Here is a 23816-nt window from a genome sequence, read left to right on the forward strand (position 1 = left end):
AGATCGATCATGGTGTCGAGGCGGCTGCGAAAGAAATCGGGCGTGCTCATCGGCGAAGTTCCAAACTCCCAGGAAACCATTCAGATCAATATTGCTTCTGGGAGTTCTGGGAAACACGATCTTCCGGCGGCCCCTTGCCACCCTTGACTTCGACTAATTCTGAAGGGCCGACTCATGAGTGTCGACCGGCTGGATTATTCGAAAGGGCTGGTCGAGCGTTTCAAGGCGTTCGAGCAGTTCCTCGAAAAGTCGCCGGAATGGCGCGGCAACGTCACGCTCGTGCAGATCGCGCCGCCGACGCGCTCGGACGTCGAAACCTATCAGCAGATCCGCCAGAATCTCGAATACGAGGCGGGGCGCATCAACGGGCGGTTTTCGGGGCTCGATTACACGCCGATCCGCTATCTGAATCAGCGCTATGACCGCTGGAAGCTGATGTCGCTGTTCCGCGAATCGCAGATCGGGCTGGTCACGCCGCTGCGCGACGGCATGAATCTCGTCGCCAAGGAATATATCGCGGCGCAGAACCCGGACGATCCGGGCGTGCTGGTGCTGGTGCTGTCGCAGTTCGCGGGCGCGGCGGGCGAAATGACCGGCGCGGTGATGGTCAATCCGCACGATGTCGTCGGCACCAGCGACGCCATCGGCCGCGCGCTGGCGATGCCGTTCGCGGAGCGCCGTCAGCGCTACGAAACCAACATGGCGGCGTTGCGCAAGTTCGATCTCGGCGCGTGGCGCGATCGTTTCCTGACCGATCTGCGCGGCGTGAGCAAAGACGCGGGCGCGCCGAAACGCCCTAAATAAAGGCGATCGACCGCTTGCGACGACCCGTAACAGCCGCCCGAAACGATTGTTTCGCCTCTGTAACAGAGCGATGAAAGTGCAATAGGAGCGGCATCCGGACGCGTCGCCCCGGATAATAAGATCAACGCGCGGTCAGGCGATCGGCCACGGCGGGCCGTCGAAACAATTCGGGACGGAACGTCTGGTGCAGTGATTTCGCGCGAGTCGCAACGTTGGAAAACGCTTAAGGGCAATCCTCGTTGGCCGGGTTCGCGCTCGCCTGCCATACTCTCGATTCGCGCGTCGCTTTTCCGTTTGGAGACGAGGACGATGAGAATTGCCCAAATTGCCCCGCTGACCGAATCCGTGCCGCCGAAATACTACGGCGGCACGGAGCGCGTCGTGTCGTATCTGACCGAGGCGCTCGTCGAACAGGGTCACGACGTGACGTTGTTCGCCACCGGCGATTCGCAGACCACCGCGAAGCTCGAAGCCGTATGGCCGCGCGCGTTGCGGCTCGACGTGTCGATCCGCGATCGCATCGCGCCTCATATGCTGCTGCTGGAAAAGGTGCGGCGTCGCGCCGAGGACTTCGATGTCCTGCATTTCCACATGGACTACTACTCGTTCTCGCTGTTCAAGCGGCAGGAGACGCCGTTCGTCACGACGATGCACGGCCGTCTCGACTTGCCCGAGCAGCAGCCCGTCTTCGACACCTTCGACACCGCGCCGGTCATTTCCATCTCCGACGCGCAGCGGCATCCGCTTCCGCAAGCGAAGTGGGTCGCGACGGTCAATCACGCGCTGCCCGAAAACCTCTACATGCCGCAGCCGGTGGAGCAGGAATATCTCGCGTTTTTAGGCCGCATTTCGCCGGAAAAACGCGTGGATACGGCCATTCGTATCGCCGGACGCTGCGGCTTGCCGATCAAGATCGCCGCCAAAGTCGATGCCGCCGATCACGAGTATTTCGAGCGTGAAATCGTGCCGCTGCTGGCGTTGCCGTATGTCGAGTACATCGGCGAAATCGACGATAGCCAGAAGGCGGATTTTCTGTCGCGCGCGCATGCGCTGGTGTTTCCGATCGACTGGCCGGAACCGTTCGGCCTCGTGCTGATCGAGGCGATGGCGTGCGGCACGCCGGTCATCGCGTTCAATCGCGGCGCGGTGCCGGAAGTGGTCGACGAGGGCGTGACAGGGTTTATTGTCGAGGATGAAATCGGCGCGGTGGCGGCGGTGAATCGCCTGCATACGCTGCCGCGTGCGGGCGTGCGCCGGCGCTTCGAGGAGCGCTTCACGTCGCATCGGATGGCGCGCGAGTATCTGGCCGCGTATCAGTCGATGGTGCGCGCGCAGAAGCGTTCGCGCTTCAGGCTGATCGATCGCGCGACGACCTGAACCGAACCGAACCTCCGGCATGCGGATAAAAAAGGGCGCTTTCGAGCGCCCTTTTTTCATCATTTAGCCAAGCAACGCGTCGGCGAATTCTTCCGCGCTGAAGGGCTGCAAATCCTCGACCTTTTCGCCCACGCCGATGAAGTACACCGGAATCGGCCGCTGACGCGCGATCGCCGCGATAATGCCGCCCTTCGCGGTGCCGTCGAGTTTGGTGATGATCAGGCCGGTGAGTCCGAGCGCGTCGTCGAACGCCTTCACTTGCGCGAGCGCGTTCTGGCCCGTGTTGCCGTCGATCACGAGCAGCACTTCGTGCGGCGCATCGGGCATTGCCTTGGCGATCACGCGGCGCACCTTGCGCAGTTCTTCCATCAGATGCAGTTGCGTCGGCAGACGGCCGGCGGTGTCGGCCATCATCACGTCGATCTTGCGGGCACGCGCCGCGCCGACGGCGTCGAAGATCACCGCGGCGGCATCGCCGCTTTCCTGCGCGATCACCGTCACGTTGTTGCGCTCGCCCCAGACCACGAGCTGTTCGCGCGCGGCGGCGCGGAAGGTATCGCCCGCCGCCAGCAGCACCGACTGGTTGAAGCTCTGCAGATGCTTCGCCAGCTTGCCGATGCTCGTCGTCTTGCCGACGCCGTTCACGCCCGCGATCATCATCACCAGCGGCTGGGCGCGGCCGAGCATCAGCGTTTTTTCCAGCGGTCGCATCAGGTCGACGAGAAACTCGCGCAGTGCGCCTTTCACTTGCGCGGCTTCCGTCAGACGTTCCGAACGCACCTTTTCGCGCAGCAATTCGAGCAGGAATTCGGTCGCGTCGACGCCGGCATCGGACATCAGCAGCGCGGTTTCGAGTTCTTCGTACAGATCCTCGTCGATCTTCGCACTGACGAAAATGCCGGTGAGGTTGTTGCTGGTCTTCGACAGCCCGTGCCGCAAACGCGACAGCCACGATTTCTTCGCGGCCGCATCGGGCTCGGGCGGCGGCACGATGGCGTCGCTCGCGGCATCGGTTTCCGGCCCGCGCGACCAGCGGGAATCGGTGCGGCCTTGCCAGTAGGGCTTCGGTTCGTCGGGCGCGGCGGGTTGCGCGGCCGGCTGCGCGGCGGGCGTTTCCGGCAACTGAGGCGCGGCGGGCTCCGGCGGAATCGCGGCGTCGATGGTGGGTTCGTGCTCGAACTCCGTCTCATCGGCGGGCGGCGCGTCTGCGTCCTCTTCGACGTGGGCCGATTCTTCCTGAGCCGCGTCGAGCGGCTCGTCTGCCGGCTTTTTGAATTTCTTGAAGAAGCTGAACATGGTGTATGACGTGATGCGCGCGTCATCCGATGGCGTCGAGGCGTGCATGACGGCACGCCGCAGAGAAGCCCGCGCATGGGGATTGGAAGCCGCGTATTTTATCAGGCAAGGACCGAGGCTTCCGGGCCGCAAAGGTGCGTTTCCCGGCATAACGGGCGCGTGTGGTAACGTTGGCGATCATTCCTGGTTCATCGTTCGATTCGTCGCACGTCAGTCCGATTCTCATCGCCTTTTATGTCCCGCTCGTCCGCTTCCCGCTCCACTTTGCCCACTCATACGCCGTCGCGCGGAGGCAAGCCGCACACGATCCGCATCATCGGCGGCGACTGGAAACGCACGCCGCTGCCGGTGCTCGATCTGGACGGCTTGCGGCCGACGCCGGATCGCGTGCGCGAAACGCTGTTCAACTGGCTCGGGCAGGACCTGAGCGGCCAGAATTGCTTCGATATGTTCGCGGGAAGCGGCGCGCTCGGCTTCGAAGCGGCATCGCGCGGCGCGGCGCGCGTGGTAATGGCCGAAAAAAGCAGCAAGGCGGCCGCACAATTGAGGGCGAATCAGGCGAAGCTGGGCGCGCGCAATATCGAGATCGCCGAAGCGGACGCAATGCGGCTCGCATCGGGCCTCACGCCCGGCTCGTTCGACGTGATCTTTCTCGATCCGCCGTTCGGCGACACGGCCCTGCTTTTGCGCGCGCTCGAAGTGTGCGCGCCGCTCGCCGCACCGGATGGCGCGATCTACGTCGAATGCGGCGATCCGCTGGATACGGCCGAGATCGCCGCGCTCGCGGATTGGACGGTCGTCAAGGAAGGGAAGGCGGGGGCGGTCCGCTATCATTTGCTGCGTCGCCGAAATGAGGAATAATGCGCGTGCCCCAATTCCGCGCGTCGCTCGTACACAGTCGCGGTAGGGCCGCTCGCTTCGCAAGAGCATACGAGGCAAGGTAATTAAAAGAGGAGAAGCTCATGGTTGTCGCCGTGTATCCGGGAACATTTGACCCGCTCACTCGCGGACATGAAGATATCGTGCGGCGTGCATCGAGCATTTTCGATACGCTGATCGTGGGCGTGGCGGACAGCCGCGCGAAGAAGCCGTTTTTCACATTGCAGGAAAGGCTCGACATCGCCAACGAGGTGCTCGGGCATTATCCGAACGTGCAGGTAAGCAGTTTTACCGGGCTATTGAAGGATTTCGTGCGCAAGAACAACGCGCGCGTGATCGTGCGCGGCCTGCGCGCCGTGTCCGATTTCGAGTACGAGTTTCAGATGGCGGGGATGAACCGTTATTTGCTGCCCGATGTCGAAACCATGTTCATGACGCCGTCGGACCAGTATCAGTTTATTTCGGGCACCATCGTGCGCGAGATTGCGCAGCTCGGCGGCGATGTGAGCAAGTTCGTGTTTCCGTCGGTGGAAAAGTGTCTGACCGACAAGGTCGCCGACACGGCACAGAAAGATTCGACGGCGCCTTGATGCGCCGGGCCCGCGCACTCATCTACGCGCTTGCGCGGGTTCCTTGCCGGAGACCATCCGGCGCAAGAGAGTGAAGCATGTCCTTGATCATTACCGACGAGTGCATCAACTGCGACGTTTGCGAGCCCGAGTGCCCGAACGACGCCATTTCGATGGGTACGGACATCTACGTCATCGACCCGAACAAATGCACGGAATGCGTCGGCCACTTCGATGAGCCGCAGTGCCAGCAAGTGTGTCCGGTGGAATGCATTCCGCGCGATCCGGCGCATGTCGAGTCGCCGGATCAGCTGATGGCCAAGTATCACGCGCTGATGGCCGCGAAGAAGACGTCCTAAGCGTCTTAAGCGACGATTTTCTGCAGCGCCGCCACGAGCGCGTCGCATTCATCGGGCGTGCCGATCGAGATGCGCAGATGCTGATCGATGCGCGGCAGCTTGAAATGGCCGCACGAAAATCTCCTTCTCACGCAGCGATGCCGCGAGCGCCGCCGCATCGCGCGCGCGATGTTTCGCGAACACGAAATTCGCCGCTGATGGCACCACGTCGAAGCCGAGTTGTTCGAGTTGCGCCGCCAGCTTGTCGCGGCTCGCGACGACCTTCGCGCAACCTTCCTTGAACCACGCCGGATCTTCGTACGATGCCTGCGCCGCGACCTGCGCGAGCCGGTCGAGCGGATACGAGTTGAAGCTGTCCTTCACGCGCGTCAGCGCTTCGATCAGCTCGACATTGCCGAACGCAAAGCCCACGCGCATGCCCGCGAGCGAGCGCGCCTTCGACGTCGTCTGCACGACGAGCAGATTCGGATATGTGTCGATCAGATTCACCGCCGATTCCGCGCCGAAGTCGACATACGCTTCGTCGATGATCACGGGCACGTCGGGATTCTGCTTCAGCAGCACGTCGATTTCCGACAGCGGCAGCGCGCGGCCGGTCGGCGCGTTCGGATTCGGCAGCAAAATGCCGCCGTTCGGCGAACGGTAATCGTCGACGTCGATGGCGAAGTCCGCGTTCAGCGGAATCGTCTGGTACGCGACGCCGTACAACTGGGCGTAGACCGGATAGAAGCTGTACGTGATGTCCGGAAAGCGGATCGGCGCGTCGCGCTTGAGCAGCGCCTGAAACGCGTGCGCGAGCACTTCGTCGGAGCCGTTGCCCGCGAACACCTGTTCCACGCGCAGACCGTGATGCTTCGCCACCGCTTCGCGCATCGCGCGCGAGGTCGGATCGGGATACTTGCGTAGCGTCGCGCCGTCTTCGCCCAGTTCGCGACGAATCGCCTCGACCACGCGCGGCGAGGGCAGATACGGGTTCTCGTTCGTGTTCAGCTTGATCGGATGCGCCAGCGCGGGTTGCTCGCCCGGCACGTACGGCGTCAGCGTGTGGACGATATCGCTCCAGAAACGGCTCACGTTCGGCTCCTTTTGTTATGGATTGCGGTGCAGGTTCATCATCGCGCGCTCGGTTTCGCCGGCGACGACGAAAGGCATCAAGGCGAGCGAGCGTTCGATCGACTGATCGATCACGTCCTGCTCCTCGCGACGCGGCGGCTTCAGCACGAAATTGGCGACATCGGGCTTCGCGCCCGCGCCTTCGGGAATCAGATCGCGCGGATGCCCGATGCCGATGCGCAGCCGCCAATACTGCTGCGACGACAGATGCGCGGAAATGTCCTTCAAACCGTTATGGCCGCCGCTGCCGCCGAGTTTCATCTTGACGGTGCCGGGCGGCAGATCGAGTTCGTCGTGCGCGACGAGGATTTCATCGGGAAGAATCTTGAAGAACTGCGCGAGCGCGACGACCGATTGCCCCGAGCGGTTCATAAAGGTCTGCGGTTCGAGCAGATGCACTTCGTGACCGTTAAGACGGCCTTTGCCGTAGAAGCCGTGAAAGCGCTTTTCTTCGCGCAGCGTCGCGCCGGCGTCGCGTGCGAACTGGTCGACGAACCAGAAGCCCGCGTTATGCCGCGTCGCGGTGTATTCAGCGCCCGGATTGCCCAGGCCGACGATCAGTTTGATCATGTCGAATTCGATAGAGCGAAAAACCCCCGCCGGAACTTGCGCTCCGGCGGGTCACGTCGACCGTTCCGAAGAACGGATCGAGAGGATAGCGTTTGAGAAGCTTACTCAGCAGCCGGCGCGTCGCCTTCTGCAGCGTTCTCACCCTCTTCCGACACGACAGCAGCCGGAATGGTTGCCGAAGCGACCACCGGGTTTTCTGCGTCGATTGCCAGCGTCAGGCTCACGCCCTTCGGCAGCACGATGTCCTTCGCGTGCATCGTCTGACCGGCTTCGATCTTCGCCAGATCGATTTCCAGGAACTCAGGCAGGTCCGCCGGCAGGCATTCCACTTCCAGTTCCGTCACGACGTGGGTGATGACCGCGCCCGACAGCTTCACGGCAGGATTCGTTTCCTGGTTCATGAAGTGCAGCGGCACCTTGGTGTGCAGCTTCTTGTTCGCGTCGACGCGCTGGAAATCCACGTGCAGCACGTACTGCTTGAACGGGTGATATTGCACGTCGCGCAGCAGAACCTGTTGCGACTTGCCACCGATTTCCATGTCGAGAATCGACGAGTGGAACACTTCTTTCTTCAGGGCGTGCCACAGGGCGTTGTGGTCGAGTTCGACCAGTTGAACGTCCGCTGCACCACCGTACACGATACCCGGGGTCTTGCCCGAGTTACGCAGGCGGCGGCTCGCACCCGTACCTTGCTTGCTACGCTCGAAAGCGACTACTTTCATGTTTGACTCCTATATCTGCCCGCGACCAGGCAGGGAAACCGGGATCAGCGAAAAAGTGTGATCCCACAACAAGCGATGTGAACCTTCGTTCGCTCACATCGATTATGCAAAAACGCGAAGCATGCGCTTCGCGTCCTTTGCCAATCTTTTTACGACTGCTTCAACTTTCCGCGAACAGCGACATCACCGAATCACCGCGACGGATACGCGAGAACGTCTCCGCGAGCAGACCCGCGCTCGACAGTGGGCGGATCTTCGGGCAAGCCAGCGATTCGGCCGACAGCGGAATGGTGTCCGTGACGACGAGTTCGTCCAGCTCCGACGCCGTGATTCGCGCGCCCGCGCCGCCCGACAGAACCGGGTGCGTCGCGTAAGCGAAAACCTGTTTCGCGCCGCGTGCCTTCAGCACTTGCGCGGCCTTGCACAGCGTGCCGGCGGTATCGACCATGTCGTCCATGATCACGCAGGTACGGCCTTCGACTTCACCGATGATGTTCATCACTTCGGCGACATTCGCCTTCGGACGACGCTTGTCGATGATCGCGAGATCCGTGTTCAGCTGCTTGGCGAGCGCACGCGCGCGCACCACGCCACCGACGTCCGGCGACACGACCAGCAGATGGTCATGGTTCTGCTTGCGCAGATCGCCGAGCAGAACGGGCGTTGCATAGATGTTGTCGACGGGGATGTCGAAGAAACCTTGAATCTGGTCGGCGTGAAGGTCCATGGTGATCACGCGATCGACGCCGGCAATCTCCAGCATGTTCGCGACGACCTTCGCCGAAATAGCCACTCGCGCGGAACGCGGACGGCGATCCTGACGCGCATAACCGAAGTAGGGGATGGCTGCGGTGATCCGGCCAGCGGATGCGCGCTTGAGCGCATCGACCATGATCATCAGTTCCATCAGGTTGTCGTTCGTGGGGGCGCAGGTGGACTGCAGAACGAATACGTCTTTGCCCCGAACGTTTTCCTGAATCTCGACCATGATCTCGCCGTCTGAGAAACGGCTGACCATTGCTTTGCCGAGAGGAATTCCAAGGATTTTGACGACTTCCTGTGCAAGCGCGGGATTCGCGTTGCCAGTAAAAACCATCAGGCCGTCACTGCTCATCGTGCACCTGTCTGCGGCTGGAGGCGAGAGGAATATAACGAGAAAGAATGGCAGGGGAGGAAGGACTCGAACCCTCGCATGCCGGAATCAAAATCCGGTGCCTTGACCAACTTGGCGACTCCCCTACACTAACTTTGAGTCTTGCCGGAAGTGTAGGACATACCCGACAAAACAAAACCTTATGACGACGCGAAAGCGAAGAGAGGATGAGAATCCAGACTTGCCGTTACCACGCTCTTCCAGCTTGCCGGCAGTTTGGCTTGCGCCCTTTCTGCTTCGGCTCGACTGGTGAAAGCGGCAAACACGCTTGCTCCAGACCCTGTCATTCGCGCCGGTGCGAGATTGGAAAACCACTCGAGCACCTGTGCAACTTCCGCGTACTTCTTAGCGACTACAGCTTGCATGTCGTTTCGACCGAAGCTGTCAGGCCATTTTGCGTCTGACCTTTGCTGCGCTAGGAAATCTATAACTGTAGCGGCTTTCGTATTCCGTGTCAAGATTTTCTCGGAGAAAATCGCTGCAGTCGGAACGTGTACAGCAGGATTCACCACCAGGAAGAAACGTTGAGGCAGTTTCACCTCTTGTAACGCTTCGCCCACTCCTTCTGCATATGCAGTTTGCCCGAAGACAAAAAACGGCACGTCCGCGCCGAGTTGCAGGCCGAGATTCTGCAGAACCTCACGCGAAAGCGCAAGTCCCCAGAGACGATTCAACGCTAAAAGTGTCGTGGCCGCGTCGGAACTGCCTCCGCCGAGGCCCGCGCCCATCGGCAGACGCTTGTCGATCTCGATCTCCACGCCGTACTGCGTGCCCGTGTGCTGCTGGAGCAGCCGCGCGGCGCGCACGACGAGATCGTCCGCTTCGGGGACGCCGGGGACGTCCGTCTTGCGCGTGACGAGGCCGTCGTCGCGGCGCGTGAAGTTCAGGTAATCGCCCCAGTCGAGCAGCTGAAAAACCGTCTGCAGCGAGTGATACCCGTCCGGACGACGGCCCGTGATGTGCAGAAAAAGGTTCAGCTTCGCGGGCGCGAGGCAGTGGCGAAGCGAATCGTTGGATGGTGCGGTCATGCGCGATGCACAGGCGAGGTTATTGATCCAGCACGAGCTTGATTTGCAGCGGCGGCTCGTCGCGCGACAGGTTCACGTGCTTCACGCCCGTGGCGGGCGCGTCGGCGTACGCGACGTAGTCGATCGTCCAGCCGTCCTGCTTGATCTGCTTCGGGCGGCCGTTGTTCGAATCGGGATCGCGCTCGGTCTTGGCGCGCGAATTCGGCGCCGCCGATGGCTGCAGCCAATACCGCAAACCTTCGACGGGAAGCGCGAAACCGAGCGTGTTCTGCATCAAATCGGAGACGTTCTCCGCGTTCACGGGCTGCCGGTTCGGCAACTCGAGCGTAGCCAGCGACGGCGACGACGTGACGATCGCCGTTGTCGAGCCGAGCGGATTGCGCAATTGCAGCGTCACCGTGTCGCCGTTTTCCTGCCAGTCGAAGTTGCCGTACGCGTTGCGCTGCACGCCTTGCTGATCGTTGTACGTGACGGCGAAGCGGCCACGATAGGCGCGCATGGTCTGCGTGGACAGCGAATTCGAGGTGGCGGTGGTGGTCGGCGTGGGCGTGCTCTGCGTCGCGCAACCGGCCAGCACGAGGGCGGCAGCTGCCGCCAGGCCGAGTGCGCCGCGACGCAGCGGCACGCCAGCGTGAAAGTCGAAAGCGATCAAAGGTCGTTTACCTGAAGTCGTTTGAGCGTTTTGACGAGCGTATCGTTATCGGGTTCGAGCTTTTGCGCCTGACGGAACGTGGCGCGCGCCTGATCCTGCTGCCCCGACTTCCATTGCACCTCGCCCAGATGCGCGCCGATTTCGGCGTTGGGCTGCAGGTTGTACGCGTTTTTCAGAATCTTCTCCGCCTCAACCGCGTTACCCTGACGGAAACGCGCCCAGCCGAGACTATCCATGATGAACGCGTCGTTCGGCGCGAGCGAAACCGCCTTCTCGATCAGCTTCACCGCTTCGTCGAGCCGCTGATTGCGATCCACCAGCGAATAACCGAGCGCGTTGTACGCCTGCGGGTTGTCCGGCTGCATCTTCATCAGCGTGCGAAGCTGCGTTTCCATCACGTCGTAATGGCCGTTCTTTTCGGCGGCCATCGCGTAGTCGTAGATCAGATCGGGATCGTCGGGGAACGCGTGCGTGGCTTTTTCGAGGTTCGATTTCGCTTCCTGGTAGCGATGTGCTTCGAAGAGAATCGCCGAATCGGTGCGGGCGAGCAGCGCCAGATCGCGCGGATCGGAGCTTTGCAGACTGTTGATCAGGCCGCGCGCTTCATCGACCTTGCCTTGACGCGCCATGATCTGCGCGCGCGTGATCTGCGCGGGCAAATACTGCTGACTCGAGCGCGGCACGCGATCGAGCCACTGGCCGGCGACATCGTCCTGCTTCTGCTCCAGCGCCATTTGCGCGAGATAGATGTAGGCCTGACCGGGGTCCGCGCCCGGCGTGTTCTGCGCGACCTTGGCGTATTCGTTCAGATACGTCTGCGCCTTGTCGAACTGCTTCTTCTGGATATTGATGAGCGCGAGCGCCATGATCGGCGGCAGATCCTTCGAGTCATTCTTGCGCATGATCTCGAACTGCTTCTGCGCGTCGTCCAGCCGGTCGGCGGACAGATACAACTGCGCGAGCGCGAGCCGCGCATCGCGCGACTTCGGATTCTTCGACAGATACTGCTCGAACGAAGCAATACCTTCCTTGCGCTCTTCCAGGCCCATGCGCGCGAGCGTGAGCGCGGCGGGCAGATAATCCGGCTTGAGTTGCAGCGCCTTTTCGAGCGATGCCTTCGCGCCTGGTTGATCGTCCGCGAGCAATTGCTGACGGCCGAGCGCCAGTTGCGCTTTCGGCAGGTTCTGATCGTTCGCGATCAAATCCTTCAGCACGTTGAGCCCGCCCACGCGATTCGGCCCACGCGCGAGCAGCGCCTGCAGCGACAGAATGGCATCGCCGCGCTGCTCGGGCGCAACCTTCGCGAGCTCGCGTTGAAGAATCGGCTTGGCGTCTTCCGGCTTGCCGCCGACGATCTTCAGCGATGCGCTCAGTTGCGCCGCGCGTTCCGAATGCGGTGCAAACTGTTGCCAAAGTTGCGCGGAGGTCAGCGCATCGTTGGGGCTTTGCGCGGCGATCGCGATTTCGGTCGCGCGCTGTGCGAAGCGCGGGTCTTTCGTATCGCGTGCGAGGGCGAGGTAAGTCTGGAACGCAGGCGCGGGTTGGCCGCGCTGCAACGCGACTTCCGCCGCCAGAACCTGAAACACGATCTGACTGGACATCGCCACATTGGGCAAGTCCTGCTTCTCGTCACCGGCGACGGGCGCGGTGAGCAAATCGGCGGCGTTCTGGGCGGCGGCCTGATCGTCGTTGGCCGGAACCGGGGACGAGTCGGGATCTTGCGCATAGGCGAGCGCAAACGCGAGCGCGGCCAGTGCGAATGCCACCGCACCCGCGATACGCGACATCGGCATGGCGAACAATTGCGTCGAACCGGCCTGACGCTTCGCAAACAGCTTCTTGACGAACGGGTTCATGGAAATCCAGACGATGTTTCGGTCGATTGTAACGCGGTCGCTAAAATACCGGCACAAACGCCCCCAGCACGACGCTCTCCAGGAAAATGCCAGAACTACCGGAAGTCGAAGTCACCCGTCGAGGGATCGAACCGTATGTCGCCGGCCGGCGCGTCGAGCAGGTCGACGTGCGCTCGCCCGCGCTGCGCTGGCCGATTCCCGCCCATCTCGCCAGGACGCTCGCCAAGCTGAAGATCGAAAAAGTCGAACGGCGCGGCAAGTATCTTCTCTTTGAAACTGCCGAAGGGTGGCTGATCGTCCATCTCGGCATGACGGGCACGCTGCGCGTATTGCGCCATGTGCCGCGTCCGCCCGAGCCAGCGAAGCACGATCACGTCGATATCGTGTTCGACGACTTCATCCTGCGCTACCGCGATCCGCGCCGATTCGGCGCGATCCTCTGGCATCCGCGCGCGGATGGCGACGTGCTCGAGCATCCGCTACTCGCGAGTCTGGGCGTCGAGCCGTTCTCGGCGGAGTTTTCGGGCGCGACGCTGTTTCGCGCGACGCGCGGGCGCAAGGTGTCGGTGAAGCAGGCGCTGCTCGCGGGCGATATCGTCGTCGGCGTGGGCAACATCTATGCGTCGGAGGGCCATCGACAAAGGCAGCAGCACGTTGCGCGATTTTGTCGGCAGCAATGGCGAATCCGGGTATTTTCAGCTCGACTACTTCGTTTATGATCGCTCCGGGTTGCCGTGCCATGTCTGCGGGACGGCAATCAAACATATCGTCCAGGGTCAGCGCTCGACTTACTTTTGTCCGCGCTGCCAGCGCTAAATCCGCATGCTCGAACTGACCGACTTTTCTTCGCGCCTCATCGCGTGGCAACGCATTCACGGCCGGCACGATCTGCCGTGGCAAAACACGCGCGACGCATATCGCATCTGGCTGTCGGAAATCATGCTGCAGCAGACGCAGGTGTCCACGGTCATTCCGTACTACGCGCGTTTTCTCGAGCGCTTTCCGACCGTGACCGCGCTCGCCGATGCACCCATCGACGACGTGATGGCGCTGTGGGCCGGCCTCGGCTACTACTCGCGCGCGCGCAATCTGCATCGCTGCGCGCAGGTCGTCGCGTACGAGCATGGCGGCGCGTTTCCGCGCACCGTCGATGAACTCGCGGAGTTGCCGGGCATCGGACGCTCGACGGCGGCGGCGGTGGCATCGTTCGCATTCGCCGCGCGCGCGACGATTCTCGACGGCAACGTGAAGCGCGTGCTCGCCCGCGTATTCGGCGTCGCCGGTTTTCCCGGCGAGAAAAAGGTGGAAAGCGCGATGTGGAAACTCGCGGAATCGCTGCTGCCCGACGCCGCCAACAAGGAAGAAGTCACTGCTTACACGCAAGGCCTGATGGACCTCGGCGCGACGCTCTGCGTGCGCGGCAAGCCGGATTGCGCGCGCTGTCCGTTTGCATCGGACTGCGTGGCGAACGTGGAAGGCCGTCAGCGCGAACTGCCCGCCGCGCGTCCGAAAAAAGCCGTGCCGACCCGCAAGACATGGATGCTCGTGCTGAGGGACGGCGACTCGATTCTGCTCGAAAAGCGTCCGCCGACGGGCATCTGGGGCGGTCTCTGGAGTCTGCCGGAAGCGTCCGACGAAGCCGCGCTGGTTCAGGTCGCGCACAGTCACGGCGGCGACGAACGGCTTCAGCGGCTGGCGTCGTTCTCGCACACGTTCACGCACTTCAAGCTGGATATCGAGCCGCGACTGGGCGAAGCGCGTGGCACGCCACGCGAGTTGTCGGATGCGCAGACGGTGTGGGCGCCGCTCGCGCGCATCGATTCGTACGGCGTGCCCGCGCCGGTGCGCAAGCTGATCGACGCGCTGACGGGATCGCTGATCTAAAGCAGTTCTAAAGCAGCTGATGCTGCTGCATGTAGTGATGCACGACGTCGATGCGCGCGCCGACGTCCATCAGTTCCATGAGCTTCTGGCGCGCGTGCATCGGAATCGGCAGGATTTCGGCGAGACGGTTCGATACCCAGCTCGGATCGTCGAACAGAAACGGCTCGACGAAGGGCAGATTCTGCGGCTCGCGTTCCTTGATCGTCGCGATGATGCGCTCCAGCACTTCCGCGCACGCGCCGAATTTGGCGAGCGTCTCCGCGCCCTGTAGCGGCTGATCGTCGCCGATCATCGCCACTTCGCCGACCAGCAGATTGCTCGGCTCCACGCGATGATCCACCAGCCTGAAACGCTGCGTCCCGCGCGCCTGCACGAGCAGCAGCCCGAACTGATCCACATCGCACTCGAAAATTTCCGCGACGCAGCCGATATTCTCCGGCACCGACGGATCGCCCGGCGACGCGACTTCGTGGCCGCTTTTCAGCAGACACACGCCGAACGGCGTCTGCTCGCGCAGACACGCGCGCGCCATATCGAGATAGCGGGTTTCGAAAATCTTCAGCGGCAGCAAACCGCCGGGAAACAGCACGGTGTGCAGCGGAAACAGCGGCAGTTCGGCGAGAGCGGGAGTCGATGACATCGCGCGCCTCCAGAGTGGACCGCCGGCGCGGCGATCAGGTTTGCGGTTGAGTCGCGCTCAGTTCCACGGGAACCGGCGCATCGCGATGCCGCACGATCACATTCGCTTTGCCGGCGAAACGCGCGGCAAGCGTCTCGGCGATAAACACGGAACGATGCTGACCACCGGTGCAACCGATCGCCACGGTGAGATAGCTGCGGTTGTCGTCCTGAAAACGCGGCAGCCATTTGCCGACGAACCCGCCGATATCGTCGATCATCTCGCCGACGAGCGGCTGCGCGGACAGAAAATCGATGACCGGCTTGTCGCGGCCGGTGAACGGGCGCAACTGATGGTCGTAGTACGGATTCGGCAGCGTGCGCACGTCGAACACGAGATCGGCGTCGAGCGGCACGCCGCGCTTGAAGCCGAACGATTCGAACATCAGCGTGAGATCGGCGGCGTCGGTTTCGACGAAACGCTTGACCCAGGCGCGCAGCACGTTCGCGCGCAGATTGCTGGTGTCGATGTGCCCGTATTCGGCGAGACCCGCGACCAGTTCGCGCTCGCGCTCGATCGCTTCGGCCAGCGAATTCAGCACACCGACATCGGCTTCGTGAGTGGGCGAGCCCGACAGCGGATGACGGCGCCGCGTCTCGGAAAAGCGCTGAATGAGCGCCTGCGTGCTGGCGTTGAGAAACAGCACGCGCAGATCGTAGTCCTTCGAGAGTTTGCGGATGATTTCCGGCACTTCGTCGAGCGACTGGCTCGAACGCGCGTCGATCGCGACGGCGACGCGTTGTTGTCCTTCGCTCGCGAGATGCGCGGCGAGATCGGGAAGAATGCGCGGCGGGAGATTGTCGACGCAGTAGTAGCCGCCGTCCTCGAGCGCGTTCAGCGCGACCGATTTGCCGGAGCCGGAAATACCGGTGATCAGAATGATACGCATGGGTGTCCAGTGTTTAACTTTATGTTAGCACCTGCGCCGGAATCGATCCGGCCGCGCCATGCGCCGCCGCGCGCTCAGATCAGCTTGCCGGGGAACTGGCTGTCCGGGTCCTGCATCGCGAGGCGCTGGCGGTCCATGAAGTCGCGCAAGGTGTCGATACCGCGCAGTTGCAGGATCGTGTTGCGCACGGCGGCTTCGACCAGCACGGCGAGGTTGCGGCCCGCCGCGACCTGAATCGTCACCTTGCTGATCGGCAGGCCGAGCACATCGACCGACTGGCTTTCGAGCGGCAGGCGCTGGAATTCGCCATCGGGACGGCGCACGAGTTGCACGATCAGCTTGAGCTTCATCTTCCGGCGCACGGCGGTTTCACCGAAGATCGTCTTGATGTCGAGCAGGCCCAAGCCGCGCACTTCGAGCAGATTCTGCAGAAGCGGCGGGCAGCGTCCTTCGACGAAATCCGGACCGAGCCGCACGAAATCTACCGCATCGTCCGCGACGAGACCGTGACCGCGGCTGATGAGTTCCAGTCCGAGTTCGCTTTTGCCGAGCCCGGAATCGCCGGTGAGCAGCACGCCCATGCCGAGAATGTCGATGAACACGCCGTGCAGCGTGGCGCGCGGCGCGAGAATGCGCGACATGTACGCGCGCAGGCTGTCGATGACCGCCGCCGCCGACATCCGCGTGGTGAACAGCGGCGTGGACGAGCGCGTGCAGCGCAGAACGAGTTCCGGCGGCGCGCCCACTTCGCCCGCGACGACCAGAAACGGCGGCTCGAGCGCGATCAGTTCGGCCATATGGCGCGAACGGTCTTCGTCGGACTGGCGCTGGTAGTAGTTGATTTCGGCGTCGCCCAGCACCTGAATGCGGTTCGGGTGGATCAGATTCAGGTGACCGACGAGATCGGCGCTCGACGTCGCGTTGGCGACCGTCTCGCTCGAAAAGCCGCGTTCCCAGCCTTCATGCCCGGTGAGCCAGCTGAGCTTCAGAGCGGCGGCGTTGTCGTCGAAAATACTTTGGGCGTTGATGCTGGACGTATCCATGAGGCCGGGACTCCGTTGGAAGCCGGTAGCAGCCTTCGCGCGTGGAAGCGGATTGCTTCGATATGCCGCATGGCGCTGCTTTTGACCGATTTTGCCCCATCAGAACCGCGCGCGCGAGGCGCTCTGAAGATTAGAGCGGGCTCGCGCGCATAAGTGTTGCAGTTCGCTATGTTCGGGTAGCTATTACGGTTGCCATTGCGTGAGCACTTGATAGAGCGCTTCACGATTTTCTTCCTTGTGCAGACGCTCGCGCGCCTCGCTGTCGGAGAGCAGTTGTGCGATCTCCGAGAGAATTTCAAGGTGCTGCTGGGTGGCCTGTTCCGGCACGAGCAGGAAAATGAGCAGCGACACGGGCTGACCGTCCGGCGACTCGAACGCCACCGGCTCGGCAAGACGCACGAACGCGGCGAGCGTCTGCTTCAGCCCTTTGATGCGGCCGTGCGGAATGGCGACACCTTCGCCGAGTCCGGTCGACCCGAGGCGTTCGCGAGCGAAGAGATTGTCGGTGACGGTGCTGCGAGCGATGCCGTTCTGATTCTCGAAAATAAGGCCCGCTTGCTCGAATACGCGTTTCTTGCTGGTAACGGACAATCCGAGAACCACGTTCTCGAGGGGAAGAAATTTAGCTAAACGATTCATGTTGGCAGGCTGATGCGTGGCCTGATAGCTCCTCACTGCGGCTGCTGGTCGAAAGCGCTCACGGCGACGGTGAAACGGCACGGCGCGCCATTGCGTTCCGTGCGGCGTTTGTTCTGTGCGACCCCGAAATTAACCGGACCATTATAGAACAGCGCCCACTGCGATGGTGCGGCGCGCCATCGCGATTGTTGCAATTGAATGTGCAATACAAAACTCAGAAAATCAATGGCTTGTGCCGTCGTGCAACGAAAACGCCAACAAAAAAGCCGCCAGCGGGCGGCTTCGTTTGGGCGCCTGGCGTTCGCCGGCCTGGTCGGACGATTCGAGGTTTCACTCGAATCCGCCCGGCGAAGTCGCGAACGCCGTGCGCGTGGATGATCAGAGCGACGGCTGCTGCAACTCCTGCGGCTCGCCGTGATACTTCACCGACTCGTGCGCGTGGCCCTGGATCTTGTCCTTGTGCTTGATGACCTGCCGGTCGAGCTTGTCGACCATCAGGTCGATGGCCGCGTACATATCAGCGTCACAACTCTCGATAAAAATGTCCTTACCCTTGAGATGCAGGTTGATTTCCGCCTTTTGGCGCTTGTCCTTTTCCCTATGATTGTCGACCGAGAGGACAACGTTGCCGTCGATCACTTGATCGAAGTGACGCAGCACCCTGTCCAGCTTCGTGATCACGTACTCGCGCAACGCAGGCGTCAATTCGAGGTGGTGTCCACTGATCTTCAGATTCATAGTTGCTCTCCAAGCTAGTGGCCGCAAGGGCCACGAGGCTCGTCCGATACCGGTCGGCAATGCATCCCGTCAGCGCTTAACTACGATACGCATGAAAGCGGGTCGCATTGGCCGGCACGTCCGCGCACTCGCGTTGCGGCCGGTAAACGCCCATCACGACATGCGATGGACTACAGAGACGGAATTAAAGAGACTTGCGCAAATTCACTGCGGGGATTCTCAGGGCTTCGCGATACTTGGCGACGGTACGGCGCGCCACCACGAAACCTTGCTCCGCCAGCAGTTTGGCGATGCGGCTGTCTGAAAGAGGCGTTTTCGGGTCTTCCGCTCCTATCAGTTGCTTGATGAGGGCCCGGATCGCCGTTGACGATGCCGCGCCTCCTGTGTTGGTCGAAACGTGCGATCCGAAGAAGTACTTGAACTCGAACGTCCCGAAGGGCGTGAGCATGTACTTGCCGGTAGTCACACGCGAAACCGTGGATTCATGTAAACCCAGCGTATCAGCAATTTCCCTCAAAACCAAGGGCCGCATGGCAATTTCGCCATGTGCAAAAAAGTTCTTCTGACGCTCGATGATCGCCTGCGCGACGCGAAGAATCGTCTCGAATCTTTGCTGGATATTCTTGATGAGCCAGCGCGCTTCCTGAAGCTGCTGGCGTAGTGAACCGCTGCCGGGATCACCGCGGTTATTACGCAAAATGTTCGCGTACAAGTGGTTGATGCGCAGACGCGGGACGATCTCAGGATTCAGTTCCGCCGTCCATCCGCTCGCGGTCTTGCGCACCAGAATGTCCGGCACGACGTAATCCGCTTCGCTCTTGCCATAGGCCGCGCCGGGAAACGGTTCGAGCGAGCGGATCAGCAGATGCGCGTCGCGCAGTGCGTCGTCGCCGGCCTTGAGTTGCTTGCGCAGACGCGTGAAGTCGCGCGCGGCCAGCAATTCGAGGTGATTCGTGACTATTTCCAGCGCCAGCGTGCGCGTGGGCGAGCCGTCCAGACGCAGCAATTGCAGCTTCAGACATTCCGACGCCGATCGCCCGCCGACGCCCGGCGGATCGAAGCTTTGCAGCAGCGCAAGCGCCGCGCTCAGTTCGTCGAGTTTGACTTCCAGTTCTTCGGGCAGATCCGTCCGCACTTCGTCCAGCGACGAGGTGAGATAGCCGTCTTCATCCAGCGATTCGATCAGGAACGTGACCAGCGCGCGATCGCGCTGATGCGCCGACGTCATGCGCAATTGCGCCGTCAGATGGTCGCGCAGCGTGGTGGTCGATTCGTGGATTTGCAGCGGCGGCAGGTCGTCGTCCGACGCGTTGTTCGAGCGGCCGTAGTCTTCCAGATTCCACGAACTGGAATCCGAGCTGTTGTCCGAGCCGAGACCGTTGTACTCGTCGACGCCCTGCGGCTCGCTGTTTTCCGCGCGATCCGAGCTTGACGAACTGGACGACGAGCCGTTGCTCATCATCGGTTCGGGCACGGTGTTCTGCGTCGACGGCGACGCGATAAGCGAGCCGTCCGCCGCCACGCGCAACGGACTGGCGATCCAGTCGTCGTCGTTTTCGAGCAGCGGATTCTGCGCGATCGCCATCGACACTTCCTGCTGCAATTCGAGCGTCGACAACTGCAGCAGCCGGATCGACTGCTGCAGTTGAGGGGTTAGCGCAAGATGCTGCGATAGGCGGAGTTGGAGGCTGGCTTTCATGGCAAAGTGTCATTCATTGTAGAGAGTTTGCCACGCGCGCGAAACCTCGCGGCGATTCCAAAAAGAAAAGTGCCACCCGGGCGGGCGGCACGTAAGTTTTGCTGCACGGCTTGATGCGGCGCGGCGTCACATGCGGAAGTGTTCGCCCAGATAGACGCGCCGCACGTTCTCGTTTTCGATGATTTCCGCCGGCGCGCCGGCCGCCAGCACGCTGCCGTCGCTGATGATGTACGCGTGATCGCAGATGCCCAGCGTCTCGCGCACGTTGTGGTCCGTGATGAGCACGCCGATATTGCGCTGCTTCAGGAACTTGACGATTTTCTGAATTTCCAGCACGGCGATCGGATCGACGCCCGCGAACGGCTCGTCCAGCAGGATGAAGGCCGGATTGGTCGCCAGCGCCCGCGCGATTTCCACCCGGCGGCGCTCGCCGCCCGACAGCGACAGCGCCGGATTGTCCCGCAAATGACCGATCTGCAATTCGTCGAGCAACGCTTCGGCGCGCTGCGTGATGGCGTCTTTCGACAGCCGCTTGCCGGATTCGTCGGTCTGCAGTTCGAGCACCGCGCGAATGTTCTGCTCGACCGTGAGCTTGCGGAACACCGACGCTTCCTGCGGCAGATACGACAGGCCGAGATGCGCGCGCTGGTGAATCGGCAGCAGACTGATGGAATTGCCGTCGAGATCGATTTCGCCCGCATCGAGCGGCACGAGGCCGACGATCATATAGAACGAGGTCGTCTTGCCCGCGCCGTTCGGGCCGAGCAGGCCGACCACTTCGCCGCTCTTCACGTCGAGCGAGACGTCCTTGACCACGGTGCGCGAGCCGTAACGCTTCTTCAGGTTGCGGACGACGAGCGTGCTCGACTGGCCTTCCGGCTTGCGGTGGGGCATGGCGGGTGAGTTCACTGCTGCGGCGATCCTTTGATTGAGTCCGAAGGCGCGAGCTTCGCGGGCGGCCCGTTCAACGGCGCGTCGCCTCCGCTGCGCGGCGCGAGCATCGCGCGCACGCGGCCAGACGGATTGCCCGGGCTCGCCTGATCCTTGCCGGCGCTCGCCGTGTAGAAGTCTTTCTGGCCGTCGTACGTGATGACGCTGCCGTGCACTTCGTCCTGCACCTTGGTCAGGCCTTGCAGACGGCGCACGACGGTGCGCGTCGTGAGCTTGGTGAAGTCATTCTTGCCGTCGTAGTCGATTCGCACGGCATTGCCTTCGATGTACTCGTCCACGCCGTCGCGCTTCTGGCGGAAGTACGACAGATTGTTGCCGGACGACGTACCCACGGCGTACTGATAACCCTGCGGATCCTGCGTGACTTCGACGCGATCCGCCTTGATGACGATCGTGCCCTTGGTCGCGACGACATGCCCGGTGAAGATGTTCTTCTGGTTCAGGTCGTCATAGGACATGTTGTCCGCTTCGATATTGAGCGGCTTTTGCTGGTCGGCCTTCTCGGCGTGCGCCACGGGCGCGATCAGCGCGAGCGGCAGCGCGGCGACGATGGCCGCGAGCCCGGTCCGCCCGACGCGGCGCGCGAGCGTTGCGCGCGCTGGGCTGCCATCGGGACGAGGGAAGCTTTCGTTCATGCAGTCACACTTCGGAATGGATGGCCCGGGAATTACTTGGAAGAGCCGCCGTTGATATCCGAGGCGGCGATGGCGCCGCGCACGTTACCGTAAAGCTTCATTTCCCGGGTGACGTTGTTGTAGTTCATGCCGTTGGCGGTCATCACCGACGGACCGCGCTGAAGTCTAACCGGTTTTTCCGTTTCGATGACATCGTCGTTCACCAAGACGCGAAAATGCTGCGAATCTGCCTGCATCTGCGGATCGCCGTAACCCGGCGCACGCAGAATGCGCGCATGGTCGTAGAGATCGACGATCGACACGTCGGAATTGACCGTGCCGCGCTCGGCGGTCGCGGTGACCTGCGGCTTCTGCGGCTGGAACATGCGCATCGCGGGGAGCGTCAGGTCGCTGTTTTCGTCGTCCTCGTAATGCACCATCGACTTGGCCGTCAGGCGATACTGCGTCGTGCCGGTGGTGTCGAGTTCGGAGACGGAGAAGTTGTCCGCGAAATAGTCCGCCGTGTGGCGCTTGGGCTGTTCGGCGGATTGCTTCGCGGGCGGCAGGCTCGATTGCAGCAGCCAGTACGTGCCGCCGGCGAGCGCCGCCATCGCGACGAGCGGCACGAGCGAGGCGAGCTTTCCGGGGCGCGCCATGATGCTTACGCTCCGAGCGCCGCGGCGAGCAGCGCATCGTATTTTTGCTGGGCACGCAGGATCGCGTCGCAGACTTCGCGCACCGCGCCCTGACCGCCACGCGCTTCTGCGACCCAGTGCACGCGCTGAATCACTTCGGGATGTGCGTTCGCGGGCGCGGCCGCGAAACCGCAGCCGCGCCCGCGAGATCGGGCCAGTCGTCGCCCATGTAGCCGCATGCGTCCGCGCCGATTCCCGTCGCGCCCTGCAATTCAGCCAACGCCACAGTCTTGTCTTCGACGCCCTGATATAGATGCGTGATGCCCAGTTCCTTCGCGCGCGCCGCGACGATGCCCGACTTGCGCCCGGTGATGATCGCCGTCTGAATGCCGGCTTTCTGCAGCATCTTCACGCCGTGGCCGTCGAGCGAATTGAACGACTTCATCGCGTCGCCTTCGGCGGTGAAGTAGAGGCTGCCGTCGGTGAAGACACCGTCGACATCGAAGATCATCAGCTTGATGCGGGCCGCGCGGTCGGTGGCGCTCGCGTCGGGCGTGCGCGCCGGGGCGGCGGAGGAGGGCTTCTGCGCCATCAGATTACCTTCTTGGAGAAGAGGTCGTGCATGTTCAGTGCGCCGATCAGCGTCGAATCGGCATCCACGACCAGCATCTGATTGATGCGATAACGCTCCATCAGTTCCACTGCTTCCACCGCGAGATGGTCCGGACCGATCGTGCGCGGATTACGGGTCATAACATCGGCGAGCTTGTGCGCGCGAAAGTCGCCGTCGCGCTGGAGCACGCGGCGCAGGTCGCCATCGGTGAAGATACCTTCGACGTGACGATCGCCGTTGATCACGGCGGTCATGCCCATGCGCTTGTCGGTGATCTGAAACAGCGCGTCCGAAATGGTCGCGTCGAGCGGCACGATGGGCACTTCGTCGCCGACGCGCATCACGTCACGTACATAAGTAAGCAATCGGCGGCCGAGCGCGCCGCCGGGATGCGAGCGCGCGAAATCGTCCGGGCCGAAGCCGCGTGCGTCGAGCACGGCGACGGCGAGCGCGTCGCCCATTGCCATCGCGGCGGTCGTGCTGGCCGTGGGCGCGAGATTCATCGGGCAGGCTTCCTTCTCGACGCGCACGTTCAGATGCATGTCCGCGAGTTGCGCGAGCGACGAATCCTGCCGTCCGGTAATGGCGATCAGCTTTGCGCCGAGACGCTTGATGAGCGGCAAAATAGCGACGAGTTCTTCGGTCTCGCCCGAGTTCGACAACGCGATGAACACGTCGTCCGACGTGACCATGCCGAGGTCGCCGTGACTCGCTTCGGCGGGATGCACGAAGAACGCGGGCGTGCCGGTACTCGCAAGCGTGGCCGCGAACTTGCGCGCAACGTGTCCAGACTTGCCGATGCCCGACACGACAACGCGTCCACGGCAGCCGAGCAGCGTGTCGACCGCGTTGGAGAAGTTATCGTCGAGGAGTTCTGTGAGACCGCGAACGGCGTCGGCTTCGATCTGAATTACGTTGCGAGCCAGCGCCAGCGCCCGGTCGCCATTGATTTTCGCTATCATGCGCGGAGTATAGCAAAGGCGTACCCTGGCCGCCCTGACGGCGACCGGTGCGCCGCCGCCTATTCGCCCCCGCGAGCCCTGGCATCACGGGC

Annotated in this window: 22 protein-coding genes, 1 tRNA gene and 4 pseudogenes; 7 read left to right on the top strand and 20 right to left on the bottom strand. The window is 62.3% G+C overall.

Annotation, left to right across the window (positions count from 1 at the left end; genetic code table 11):
- Positions 1–147 precede the first annotated feature (147 nt).
- Positions 148–804: pseudogene (locus BVER_RS08920) on the top strand (alpha,alpha-trehalose-phosphate synthase (UDP-forming)); the annotation flags it as partial.
- Between the two features lie 309 nt (positions 805–1113).
- A complete protein-coding gene (locus BVER_RS08925) occupies positions 1114–2181 on the top strand; it encodes a glycosyltransferase family 4 protein (protein WP_050452989.1) in 1068 nt (355 codons plus the stop codon).
- A 63-nt stretch (positions 2182–2244) separates the two neighbouring features.
- Here the strand turns inward: BVER_RS08925 and ftsY are convergent, their stop codons facing one another.
- On the bottom strand, positions 2245–3525 hold the full coding sequence (gene ftsY / locus BVER_RS08930; protein WP_370444217.1) for a signal recognition particle-docking protein FtsY: 1281 nt from the start codon (positions 3523–3525) through the stop codon (positions 2245–2247).
- A gap of 186 nt (positions 3526–3711) precedes the next feature.
- Between ftsY and rsmD the strand changes: the two genes are divergently transcribed.
- The 3 genes from rsmD to BVER_RS08945 all read left to right on the top strand — a co-directional run bounded on the left by rsmD (position 3712) and on the right by BVER_RS08945 (position 5284).
- Complete coding sequence (gene rsmD / locus BVER_RS08935; protein WP_050452990.1) at positions 3712–4338, top strand: 16S rRNA (guanine(966)-N(2))-methyltransferase RsmD; 627 nt, start codon at positions 3712–3714, stop codon at positions 4336–4338.
- Positions 4339–4439: 101 nt separating this feature from the next.
- Positions 4440–4946, top strand: a complete 507-nt coding sequence (coaD, locus tag BVER_RS08940) for a pantetheine-phosphate adenylyltransferase (RefSeq protein ID WP_050452991.1) — start codon at positions 4440–4442, stop codon at positions 4944–4946.
- Between the two features lie 77 nt (positions 4947–5023).
- Complete coding sequence (locus BVER_RS08945) at positions 5024–5284, top strand: YfhL family 4Fe-4S dicluster ferredoxin (RefSeq protein WP_050452992.1); 261 nt, start codon at positions 5024–5026, stop codon at positions 5282–5284.
- Positions 5285–5289: 5 nt separating this feature from the next.
- On the opposite strand, the pseudogene hisC reads toward BVER_RS08945, so the two are convergent.
- From hisC to BVER_RS08985, 8 genes and pseudogenes are all read right to left on the bottom strand, one after another.
- Positions 5290–6358 (bottom strand): annotated as a pseudogene (gene hisC / locus BVER_RS08950) (histidinol-phosphate transaminase).
- 15 nt (positions 6359–6373) lie between these two features.
- Positions 6374–6967 (bottom strand): aminoacyl-tRNA hydrolase, encoded by a 594-nt coding sequence (gene pth, locus BVER_RS08955; RefSeq protein WP_050452993.1) that lies wholly within the window; start codon positions 6965–6967, stop codon positions 6374–6376.
- Between the two features lie 101 nt (positions 6968–7068).
- On the bottom strand, positions 7069–7689 hold the full coding sequence (locus tag BVER_RS08960; protein ID WP_050452994.1) for a 50S ribosomal protein L25/general stress protein Ctc: 621 nt from the start codon (positions 7687–7689) through the stop codon (positions 7069–7071).
- A 160-nt stretch (positions 7690–7849) separates the two neighbouring features.
- Positions 7850–8803 (bottom strand): ribose-phosphate pyrophosphokinase, encoded by a 954-nt coding sequence (locus BVER_RS08965; protein ID WP_050452995.1) that lies wholly within the window; start codon positions 8801–8803, stop codon positions 7850–7852.
- Positions 8804–8851: 48 nt separating this feature from the next.
- Positions 8852–8928 (bottom strand) — tRNA-Gln (locus BVER_RS08970).
- Positions 8929–8982: 54 nt separating this feature from the next.
- Positions 8983–9870 carry a 4-(cytidine 5'-diphospho)-2-C-methyl-D-erythritol kinase gene (gene ispE / locus BVER_RS08975; RefSeq protein WP_050452996.1) on the bottom strand — a complete coding sequence of 296 codons (888 nt, stop codon included), beginning with the start codon at positions 9868–9870 and terminating at the stop codon, positions 8983–8985.
- Between the two features lie 19 nt (positions 9871–9889).
- A complete protein-coding gene (gene lolB, locus BVER_RS08980) occupies positions 9890–10522 on the bottom strand; it encodes a lipoprotein insertase outer membrane protein LolB (protein ID WP_050452997.1) in 633 nt (210 codons plus the stop codon).
- On the bottom strand, positions 10519–12378 hold the full coding sequence (locus tag BVER_RS08985; protein WP_050452998.1) for a tetratricopeptide repeat protein: 1860 nt from the start codon (positions 12376–12378) through the stop codon (positions 10519–10521). The genes lolB and BVER_RS08985 overlap by 4 nt, the downstream gene beginning before the upstream one ends.
- Positions 12379–12464: 86 nt before the next feature.
- Between BVER_RS08985 and BVER_RS08990 the strand changes: the two are divergent.
- Positions 12465–13194: pseudogene (locus BVER_RS08990) on the top strand (Fpg/Nei family DNA glycosylase).
- Positions 13195–13200: 6 nt separating this feature from the next.
- Complete coding sequence (gene mutY / locus BVER_RS08995; protein ID WP_050452999.1) at positions 13201–14262, top strand: A/G-specific adenine glycosylase; 1062 nt, start codon at positions 13201–13203, stop codon at positions 14260–14262.
- Between the two features lie 7 nt (positions 14263–14269).
- Here the strand turns inward: mutY and BVER_RS09000 are convergent, their stop codons facing one another.
- From BVER_RS09000 to kdsD, 11 genes and pseudogenes are all read right to left on the bottom strand, one after another.
- Entirely contained in the window at positions 14270–14902 is a 633-nt protein-coding gene (locus BVER_RS09000) for an LON peptidase substrate-binding domain-containing protein (RefSeq protein WP_050453000.1), read from the bottom strand.
- Between the two features lie 34 nt (positions 14903–14936).
- On the bottom strand, positions 14937–15830 hold the full coding sequence (rapZ, locus tag BVER_RS09005) for an RNase adapter RapZ (protein ID WP_050453001.1): 894 nt from the start codon (positions 15828–15830) through the stop codon (positions 14937–14939).
- Between the two features lie 74 nt (positions 15831–15904).
- Positions 15905–16873: an HPr(Ser) kinase/phosphatase gene (gene hprK / locus BVER_RS09010; RefSeq protein ID WP_050453002.1), complete on the bottom strand. Its 969-nt coding sequence runs from the start codon at positions 16871–16873 to the stop codon at positions 15905–15907.
- A gap of 183 nt (positions 16874–17056) precedes the next feature.
- Complete coding sequence (gene ptsN, locus BVER_RS09015) at positions 17057–17512, bottom strand: PTS IIA-like nitrogen regulatory protein PtsN (protein ID WP_050453019.1); 456 nt, start codon at positions 17510–17512, stop codon at positions 17057–17059.
- A 378-nt stretch (positions 17513–17890) separates the two neighbouring features.
- The gene (gene hpf / locus BVER_RS09025; protein ID WP_050453004.1) at positions 17891–18250 is read right to left on the bottom strand and encodes a ribosome hibernation-promoting factor, HPF/YfiA family; all 360 of its coding nucleotides are present in this window, start codon (positions 18248–18250) and stop codon (positions 17891–17893) included.
- 184 nt (positions 18251–18434) lie between these two features.
- Positions 18435–19949: an RNA polymerase factor sigma-54 gene (locus BVER_RS09030; protein WP_050453005.1), complete on the bottom strand. Its 1515-nt coding sequence runs from the start codon at positions 19947–19949 to the stop codon at positions 18435–18437.
- Between the two features lie 126 nt (positions 19950–20075).
- Positions 20076–20843: an LPS export ABC transporter ATP-binding protein gene (gene lptB, locus BVER_RS09035; RefSeq protein WP_198155207.1), complete on the bottom strand. Its 768-nt coding sequence runs from the start codon at positions 20841–20843 to the stop codon at positions 20076–20078.
- Between the two features lie 11 nt (positions 20844–20854).
- Positions 20855–21535, bottom strand: coding sequence for a lipopolysaccharide transport periplasmic protein LptA (lptA, locus tag BVER_RS09040; RefSeq protein WP_050453007.1), 681 nt, complete (start codon positions 21533–21535; stop codon positions 20855–20857).
- Positions 21536–21567: 32 nt separating this feature from the next.
- Positions 21568–22170 carry an LPS export ABC transporter periplasmic protein LptC gene (gene lptC, locus BVER_RS09045; RefSeq protein WP_050453008.1) on the bottom strand — a complete coding sequence of 201 codons (603 nt, stop codon included), beginning with the start codon at positions 22168–22170 and terminating at the stop codon, positions 21568–21570.
- Between the two features lie 5 nt (positions 22171–22175).
- Positions 22176–22741: pseudogene (locus BVER_RS09050) on the bottom strand (KdsC family phosphatase).
- Positions 22741–23724 carry an arabinose 5-phosphate isomerase KdsD gene (gene kdsD / locus BVER_RS09055; RefSeq protein WP_050453009.1) on the bottom strand — a complete coding sequence of 328 codons (984 nt, stop codon included), beginning with the start codon at positions 23722–23724 and terminating at the stop codon, positions 22741–22743. Before kdsD ends, BVER_RS09050 begins: the two are co-directional and overlap by 1 nt.
- Positions 23725–23816: the final 92 nt, after the last annotated feature.

It is taken from the genome of Candidatus Burkholderia verschuerenii, assembly GCF_001189365.1.
In the GTDB taxonomy this organism is placed as follows: domain Bacteria; phylum Pseudomonadota; class Gammaproteobacteria; order Burkholderiales; family Burkholderiaceae; genus Caballeronia; species Caballeronia verschuerenii.

Bases quoted from the DNA above. Each gene is read 5' to 3' on its own strand.
- ftsY (WP_370444217.1), bottom strand. From the start codon at position 3,525: ATGCACGCCTCGACGCCATCGGATGACGCGCGCATCACGTCATACACC.
- BVER_RS08925 (WP_050452989.1), top strand. From the start codon at position 1,114: ATGAGAATTGCCCAAATTGCCCCGCTGACCGAATCCGTGCCGCCGAAA.
- hpf (WP_050453004.1), bottom strand. From the start codon at position 18,250: ATGAATCTGAAGATCAGTGGACACCACCTCGAATTGACGCCTGCGTTG.
- mutY (WP_050452999.1), top strand. From the start codon at position 13,201: ATGCTCGAACTGACCGACTTTTCTTCGCGCCTCATCGCGTGGCAACGC.
- lptA (WP_050453007.1), bottom strand. From the start codon at position 21,535: ATGAACGAAAGCTTCCCTCGTCCCGATGGCAGCCCAGCGCGCGCAACG.
- ptsN (WP_050453019.1), bottom strand. From the start codon at position 17,512: ATGAATCGTTTAGCTAAATTTCTTCCCCTCGAGAACGTGGTTCTCGGA.
- hprK (WP_050453002.1), bottom strand. From the start codon at position 16,873: ATGGATACGTCCAGCATCAACGCCCAAAGTATTTTCGACGACAACGCC.
- kdsD (WP_050453009.1), bottom strand. From the start codon at position 23,724: ATGATAGCGAAAATCAATGGCGACCGGGCGCTGGCGCTGGCTCGCAAC.
- coaD (WP_050452991.1), top strand. From the start codon at position 4,440: ATGGTTGTCGCCGTGTATCCGGGAACATTTGACCCGCTCACTCGCGGA.
- rsmD (WP_050452990.1), top strand. From the start codon at position 3,712: ATGTCCCGCTCGTCCGCTTCCCGCTCCACTTTGCCCACTCATACGCCG.
- ispE (WP_050452996.1), bottom strand. From the start codon at position 9,870: ATGACCGCACCATCCAACGATTCGCTTCGCCACTGCCTCGCGCCCGCG.
- BVER_RS08945 (WP_050452992.1), top strand. From the start codon at position 5,024: ATGTCCTTGATCATTACCGACGAGTGCATCAACTGCGACGTTTGCGAG.
- lptC (WP_050453008.1), bottom strand. From the start codon at position 22,170: ATGGCGCGCCCCGGAAAGCTCGCCTCGCTCGTGCCGCTCGTCGCGATG.
- pth (WP_050452993.1), bottom strand. From the start codon at position 6,967: ATGATCAAACTGATCGTCGGCCTGGGCAATCCGGGCGCTGAATACACC.
- BVER_RS08965 (WP_050452995.1), bottom strand. From the start codon at position 8,803: ATGAGCAGTGACGGCCTGATGGTTTTTACTGGCAACGCGAATCCCGCG.
- lptB (WP_198155207.1), bottom strand. From the start codon at position 20,843: ATGCCCCACCGCAAGCCGGAAGGCCAGTCGAGCACGCTCGTCGTCCGC.
- BVER_RS08985 (WP_050452998.1), bottom strand. From the start codon at position 12,378: ATGAACCCGTTCGTCAAGAAGCTGTTTGCGAAGCGTCAGGCCGGTTCG.
- BVER_RS08960 (WP_050452994.1), bottom strand. From the start codon at position 7,689: ATGAAAGTAGTCGCTTTCGAGCGTAGCAAGCAAGGTACGGGTGCGAGC.
- rapZ (WP_050453001.1), bottom strand. From the start codon at position 15,830: ATGCGTATCATTCTGATCACCGGTATTTCCGGCTCCGGCAAATCGGTC.
- BVER_RS09030 (WP_050453005.1), bottom strand. From the start codon at position 19,949: ATGAAAGCCAGCCTCCAACTCCGCCTATCGCAGCATCTTGCGCTAACC.
- BVER_RS09000 (WP_050453000.1), bottom strand. From the start codon at position 14,902: ATGTCATCGACTCCCGCTCTCGCCGAACTGCCGCTGTTTCCGCTGCAC.